The organism is Bradyrhizobium sp. (assembly GCF_028868675.1).
GTDB lineage: Bacteria > Pseudomonadota > Alphaproteobacteria > Rhizobiales > Xanthobacteraceae > Bradyrhizobium.
Map to the genome: position 1 here is coordinate 1 of NZ_JAGWUA010000255.1, position 5,622 is coordinate 5,622.

The following is a 5,622-nucleotide window of genomic DNA, read 5'->3' on the forward strand; positions in this document are numbered from 1 at the left end:
GAAACTTTTTGTCGTTAGGGATTTGGGCAACGGAGCACCGCAGGGCCGCGGTGATCAAAATCCGATCAGACAGGGGCGACCAATGTTCAATCCGGACAGGTTCAAGACGCATGTGCGCGCCGTTGCCTTCGGCGCGCTGTCGTTGTCCGCCGTGATGTTTGCCGGCCCGGCGCAAGCCGCGCCGGTGCAGCTCTTCCCGTTCTTCGCGCCGCAGCCCTATCAGGCCGCGCCCTCGCAAGCCGCGCCGTCGGAAGACACGGTCGAGATGCCGGCGCGCTTCCGCCGCCAGACCGTGGGCTACGTCACCCGCGAGGCGCCGGGCACCATCGTCATCGACACGCCCAACACCTATCTCTATTACGTGCTCGGCAACGGGCAGGCCATCCGCTACGGGATCGGCGTCGGCCGCGACGGCTTCACCTGGTCCGGCATTCAGTCGGTGACCAAAAAGGCCGAGTGGCCGGACTGGACTCCGCCGCCGGAGATGATCGCCCGCCAGCCCTATCTGCCGCGCCACATGGCCGGCGGCCCCGGCAACCCGTTAGGGGCGCGCGCCATGTATCTCGGCGGCACCGTCTACCGCATCCACGGCACCAACGCCCCCGACACGATCGGCAAGCACGTCTCCTCCGGCTGCATCCGCCTGACCAATGAAGACGTCACCGACCTCTATTCGCGCGTCAACGTCGGCACCAAGGTCGTGGTGCTGCCGATGACCGAGCGCAGGGCCGAGTTGAACCGCGCGGTGCGCTGAGCCGCCGCACGCGATCGAGATGCGAGCGGCCCCGGTGTCCCCGGGGCCGCTGTGTTTTGTTGCCCAATTCTCCAGACTGCGTCGCGGGCTGCTCGCTCCGAGCTGCGTTTCGCGGTTCCACCACACTGGCGCCGCTCTCCATCGCCCTGTAGAATCCGACCGGGACCTGCAGGGGAGACGATGCGCCTGACATTGAACTTGAAGACGATCCTGATTGCGGTCGCGGTGCTCGCGGCGTCGTTCTTCATCAGCCTGAAAGCGATGGACTGGCTGTCGCCGCGCGCCACGGGGCCGGCGCCCCAGGTCGCGCAATTGCCGCCGCTGCCGCCGGTCTCGAAGAGCTCGATCGTGATCGCCCCCGTCGCGATCTCGCTGTCGGCGATCCGGGAGGCGGCCGAGAAGAGCACGGCGCGCAATTTTTCCGGCAAGGCCGACAACCCGATCTCTCAGATCCTGCAGAACGCCGACATCGGCTGGTCGGCCACCCGCGGCCCGATCTCGGCGAGCGGCGACAATGACGTGCTGACGTTGTCGACGCCCCTGACCGGCAAGCTGAACGTGACGGGATCGCTGTCGGCCAAGGCCACCGGCGCGCTCGGCGACGCACTCGGCAGCGTGCTCGGCAACAATGCTGCCAAGCAGATCGGCGCGGTCAACATCAAGAACTTCAACGCCAATGCCGAGATCAAGGGCAACGTGGTCGTCACCTCGCGTCCCAAGCTCGCCGCCGCCTGGCATCTCGAACCCAATCTCGGCGCGCAGGTGAACCTCGGCGACACCAGCCTCAACGTCGCCGGCGCCAAGGTCAACGTCCCCGCCCAGGTCAAGCCGCTGATCGACAAGACCGTCGGCGAGCAACTCAACGCGGTCGGCGACCGCATCCGCAACGATCCGACCCTGCGGGAGAACGCCAAGGCGCAATGGGCCAAGGCCTGCCGATCGATCCCGCTGCAGGGCACGGGATCGTCGGCCTCGCTGCCGCCGCTCTGGCTGGAGCTGAAGCCGATCCGCGCCATCGCAGCGCAGCCGCGCGTGGACGCCTCGGCCGTGACGCTCCTGCTCGGCATCGAGGCGGAGACCCGCGTCACCGCCACGCAGACGAAGCCGAGTTGCCCCTTCCCCGAAAAAATCTCCATCGTGCCGCCGAGCGGAACCGGCGTGAGCATCGGTGTGCCGATCGACGTGCCGTTCGCCGAGATCAACAAGCTGGTCGAGGCGCAGATGGTCGGCCACACCTATCCGGAAGACGGCTCGGGGCCGGTCGACGTCACCGTCGAGCGCGCCAGCATCGTCCCCTCCGGAGACCGGCTGCTGATCTCGCTCCTGGTGCGCGCCAAAGAGAAGAAGAGCTTCCTCGGCCTCGGCGCGGAAGCGACCGTGCACATCTGGGGCCGGCCGATGCTCGATCAGGCGCAGCAGACGCTGCGGCTCGCCGACATCCAGCTCGCGGTGGAGTCGGAAGCCGCGTTCGGACTGCTCGGCGCGGCGGCGCGCGCGGTAGTGCCGCAACTGCAGCAGGCGCTGGTGCAGAAGGCGACGCTCGACCTCAAGCCGATCGCCGCCAACGCGCGCGAGAAGATCGCCGCCGCGATCGCCGACTATCAGAAGAGCGAGGACGGCCTGCGGGTGGAGGCGAAGATCGACAGCCTCACGCTCGCCGAGATCGCCTTCGATGCGAAGACGCTGCGCGTGATCGCGGAAGCCGGCGGCACGCTGAACGTCTATGTGACCAAGCTGCAGGGACTGTAGAACGCCGCACGCCTTCCGGGTCGGCCCCAAAGGACCGAACCCGGAATCTTTCGATTCCGGGTTCGTCGGGATTCCGATTCCAGGACGGTCGCTTGCGCGCCATCCCGGAATGACTGCTGGCAGGTTACTCCGAGTACTTGAACTCCGGCATCTTCTTCAGATCGTCCTTGGTCGCGTTGAATACGGCGTGGTCCGGATACCATTTCGACGAGGACGACGTCGTCGTAGCCGTCTTCGTTGCGGTCTTGTCGGTCCCGGTCGCGGCGCCCGTCGTCGTGCTCGACGCCGGTTTGGTCGCGCCGGCGCCGTTGTAGGCGACCGCCTCAGTGACGAATTTCAGCTTCTCGTAGGGCACGGCAACCAGGTGTTCGCCCATGCCGAGGAAGCCGCCGACGCCGATCACGGCGAGCTTGATGCTGCCGCTCTTGTCCATCAGGAGATCGTTGATCGACCCGACGTTCTCGTTGGCGTCGTTGTAGACCTTCAGCCCCACCATCTTCGAGGCACGCCACTCGCCGGACGCCGACGTCGCGGTGGTGGTGGCCGCGGCGCTCGGGGCCTTGTCGGTGGTGGCGGTGGGCGATTGCGCGAACGCAACGCTCGCAAGCAAAGCGGTACCGGCCAGGCCGGCTGCGAAAGCTTTCAACATGAGTCGGTTCTCCTCCATCAGAAGCTGGTGAAGTGAAAACCGCCGCACGCGTGTGCCGTTCCTCGCCTGCGACATTTTCGTGCGCGCGCAGGGTTCCGGCTCCGGCAATGTTGCGCACAGTTCCCCGCGCGCCGCATGGCCTGGTCGTGCGCATGCAACTGCCCGTCGCGCGGAAGCAGGCGGCCTGACGCGTCAGGCGGCGAGCGGCTCGCGCTCGTCCGCCGAATGATCGAAGATCGCGATCGCCTCGAAGCGATAGCCGCAGGCGCGGCATGTCCAGAGATAGGAGATGCGGCCCCGGCCGGGCTCGATCCACTCCGGCGCCGGGATCGGCGCGCCGCATTGAGCGCAGGGATTTTGCCTGGGGATGTCGCCGACGTCTGGTCTCTTCAGATTGGATCCCGGCATGGCACGTCTCCCGAGTTTTTCCCTCACAGCGCTTTTAGCGGTTCTTTCGCCGCTCCGCGAATGGACAGGCCTGCTGTCGCGCAAGGCCTGACCGCAGGCGCAATTCAACGCAGCCGATTGAGACCTAAAGACGGCGGCGCGCGAGGGAACCGCGCCGGCGGTGTCCGGCCACATCATCGCCGCCTTCGCGGCGCCTAACGCGCCCGGGCGCAGGTCACTCGGTCGAGGGACATCGTATGAAATCGTCAACCATCGCCGCCGCGATCGTCGCGGTCGCCGTCGCGCTGCCGCAGATCGCGAACGCGGGAGAAGCCGACTATGCCGGTCTGATCGCGGCGCATGCGCGCGTCAACGGCGTGCCGGAATCGCTGGTGCATCGCGTCATCATGCGCGAGAGCCGCTACCATTCCGAACTGGTCGGACGCGGCGGCACCATCGGGCTGATGCAGATCAAGCTCGCGACCGCCCGCGGGGTCGGCTACACCGGCGATGCCGCGGGGCTGCGCGACCCCGCCACCAACCTCGCCTACGGCGTGAAATATCTCGCCGGCGCCTACCGTGCCGCCAACGGCGACCACGCGCGTGCCATGCATTATTATGCGGGCGGCTATTACCATGTGGCGAAGCGGCAGCGGCTGGAGATCGCCCGGCAGGACAGCGCGCTCGCCCAGGGCTGGCTCGAGCCCAGCGGCAATCCGCAGCCGCCGCCCGGTGCCACGCCGCGCAAAAAGCTCGCGAAGAGCGTGTGGAACGCCCGCGCACAGGCGCTACGATAGCTATCGGGGTCCCGGTTCCGCATCGCGTATAGGCGCCGCTCAGCGGCGCGCTGCGCCTTCATCCGGGGCGCGGATGGGGATATCGCGTTGACACACGGTCGCACAGGCTTACATTAGTGCCGTTCCGAGGGGAGCTCCGAAAGAGGAGCTGAGATACCGCACGCTCGCGGCCGCATCGATGATGATGAGGCCAGGAGACCGCGGTGACCCTTTGAACCTGATCCGGGTCATGCCGGCGAAGGGACAGGGATGTACCAGACGAATAAGCGGCCGGATTCTCCGGTTTCCATCATCGGCGCAGGCATCGCAGGCGCCTGGCAGGCGCTGTTGTTCGCGCAGGCCGGGCACGCCGTCACGCTGCACGAGCGCAGCGACGCCGCGCTCATGGACTCCACCAGCCATTGGGCCGGCGGCATGCTCGCGCCGTATTGCGAGGCCGAGGTCGCCGAACCCATCATCTCCAGGCTCGGCGAGCGCTCGCTCGACATCTGGCGGCGCGAGTTGCCGGATACCCCGTTCAACGGCTCGCTGGTGGTGGCGCTGCCGCGCGAGCGCAACGATTTCGAGCGCTTTGCGCGGATGACCGAAGGCCATCAGCGGCTGGACGCGGCCGAGCTCGCAAGACTCGAGCCGTCGCTGGAGGGCCGCTTCCGCGAGGCGCTGTTCTTCCCCAACGAAGGCCATGTCGAGCCGCGCCGGGTGCTACCGAAACTGCACGAGCGCATCCGCGCCGCCGGCGGCATCATCAAGTTCGACAGCGACGTCAGCGCGAAGGATCTCGACGGCCTCGTGATCGACTGCCGCGGCCTGTCGGCGCGCGACGAGGAGCCTGACTTACGCGGCGTCAAGGGCGAGATGATCTTGATCGAGACACCGGAGGTGCAGCTTGCGCGCCCGGTGCGGCTGATCCATCCGCGCTGGCCGCTCTACGTGATCCCGCGCGAGGACAATCTGTTCATGCTCGGGGCCACCTCGATCGAGACCGAGGACTGGGGCGTGAGCGTCCGCTCGGCGCTGGAGCTCTTGGGCGCGGCTTACGCCGTGCATCCGGCCTTCGGCGAGGCGCGCATCGTCGAGTTCGGCTCCGGGCTGCGCCCCGCCTTTCCCGACAATCTGCCGCGCATCAGCGTTCGCGGCAGTAAGGTCACGGTGAACGGGCTCTATCGCCACGGCTTCCTGATCGCGCCGGCGCTCGCCGAGCTGACGCTCCGATACGTCGAGCGCGGCCAGATCGACAACGAGGTGATGCGATGCGGGTAGTCGTCAACGGCGAGCGGCGCGAGGTA

At 67.3% G+C, this 5,622-nt stretch carries 6 protein-coding genes and 1 riboswitch; of the genes, 4 read left to right on the forward strand and 2 right to left on the reverse strand.

The features are described from left to right. The first annotated feature begins 82 nt into the window (after positions 1–82). Positions 83–754 (forward strand): L,D-transpeptidase, encoded by a 672-nt coding sequence (locus KGM94_RS22855; RefSeq protein ID WP_300264372.1) that lies wholly within the window; start codon positions 83–85, stop codon positions 752–754. A gap of 180 nt (positions 755–934) precedes the next feature. Further along, positions 935–2,503 (forward strand): DUF4403 family protein, encoded by a 1,569-nt coding sequence (locus tag KGM94_RS22860; protein ID WP_300264374.1) that lies wholly within the window; start codon positions 935–937, stop codon positions 2,501–2,503. Positions 2,504–2,627: 124 nt separating this feature from the next. Here the strand turns inward: KGM94_RS22860 and KGM94_RS22865 are convergent, their stop codons facing one another. Together KGM94_RS22865 and KGM94_RS22870 are read right to left on the reverse strand one after the other, a co-directional pair. After that, complete coding sequence (locus KGM94_RS22865; RefSeq protein WP_300264376.1) at positions 2,628–3,152, reverse strand: PRC-barrel domain-containing protein; 525 nt, start codon at positions 3,150–3,152, stop codon at positions 2,628–2,630. Positions 3,153–3,344: 192 nt separating this feature from the next. Continuing rightward, positions 3,345–3,560, reverse strand: a complete 216-nt coding sequence (locus tag KGM94_RS22870; protein ID WP_300264378.1) for a hypothetical protein — start codon at positions 3,558–3,560, stop codon at positions 3,345–3,347. A 236-nt stretch (positions 3,561–3,796) separates the two neighbouring features. Between KGM94_RS22870 and KGM94_RS22875 the strand changes: the two genes are divergently transcribed. Then, the gene (locus KGM94_RS22875; RefSeq protein ID WP_300264380.1) at positions 3,797–4,336 is read left to right on the forward strand and encodes a lytic transglycosylase domain-containing protein; all 540 of its coding nucleotides are present in this window, start codon (positions 3,797–3,799) and stop codon (positions 4,334–4,336) included. A gap of 117 nt (positions 4,337–4,453) precedes the next feature. Further along, positions 4,454–4,598: riboswitch (TPP riboswitch) on the forward strand. Next, positions 4,586–5,596, forward strand: a complete 1,011-nt coding sequence (locus tag KGM94_RS22880; protein WP_300264382.1) for an FAD-dependent oxidoreductase — start codon at positions 4,586–4,588, stop codon at positions 5,594–5,596. (Overlaps the previous riboswitch by 13 nt.) Positions 5,597–5,622: the final 26 nt, after the last annotated feature.